Source organism: Pantoea pleuroti, assembly GCF_014156615.1.
In the GTDB taxonomy this organism is placed as follows: domain Bacteria; phylum Pseudomonadota; class Gammaproteobacteria; order Enterobacterales; family Enterobacteriaceae; genus Pantoea; species Pantoea agglomerans.
This window is the reverse complement of record NZ_SBFD01000017.1, coordinates 1-415: the sequence shown is the minus strand read 5'-3', so window position 1 is coordinate 415 and position 415 is coordinate 1. Positions and strand designations below refer to the sequence as shown.

Here is a 415-nt window from a genome sequence, read left to right as displayed (position 1 = left end):
GCACGCGCTCGTGGTTGACGGCACCGATGCCAGCGGCAACGCCAGCAGCAGCACCGTCGACGTGAACGTCGACACCAGCGCCACCACATCCGGCCTGACCGACGACGCGGGCAATCCGATCGCCGGTGGCAGCAGCACCAGCGACAGCACCCCGACCATCAATGGCGGCGGCATGCAGCCCGGCTCCACCGTGGTGATCACCGACGGCGACACCGAGCTCGGCACCGCCACCGTGGGCGAGGACGGCAGCTGGACCTTCACCCCTGACACCCCGCTGGATGACGGCGACCACGCCCTGGTGGTTGACGGCACCGACGCCGACGGCAACGCGGTCAGTGACACCGTGAACGTAAACGTCGACACCAGCGCCACCGCGCCGGGCATCACCGACGACGCCGGTAATCCGGTCGCCGAC

1 protein-coding gene is annotated in these 415 nt (G+C 69.9%); it reads left to right on the top strand.

All coding sequences use genetic code 11. The annotated features are described in order from the left end of the window. The coding region (locus EPG66_RS22205; RefSeq protein ID WP_182688135.1) for an Ig-like domain-containing protein at positions 1-415 on the top strand (415 nt) is incomplete at both ends.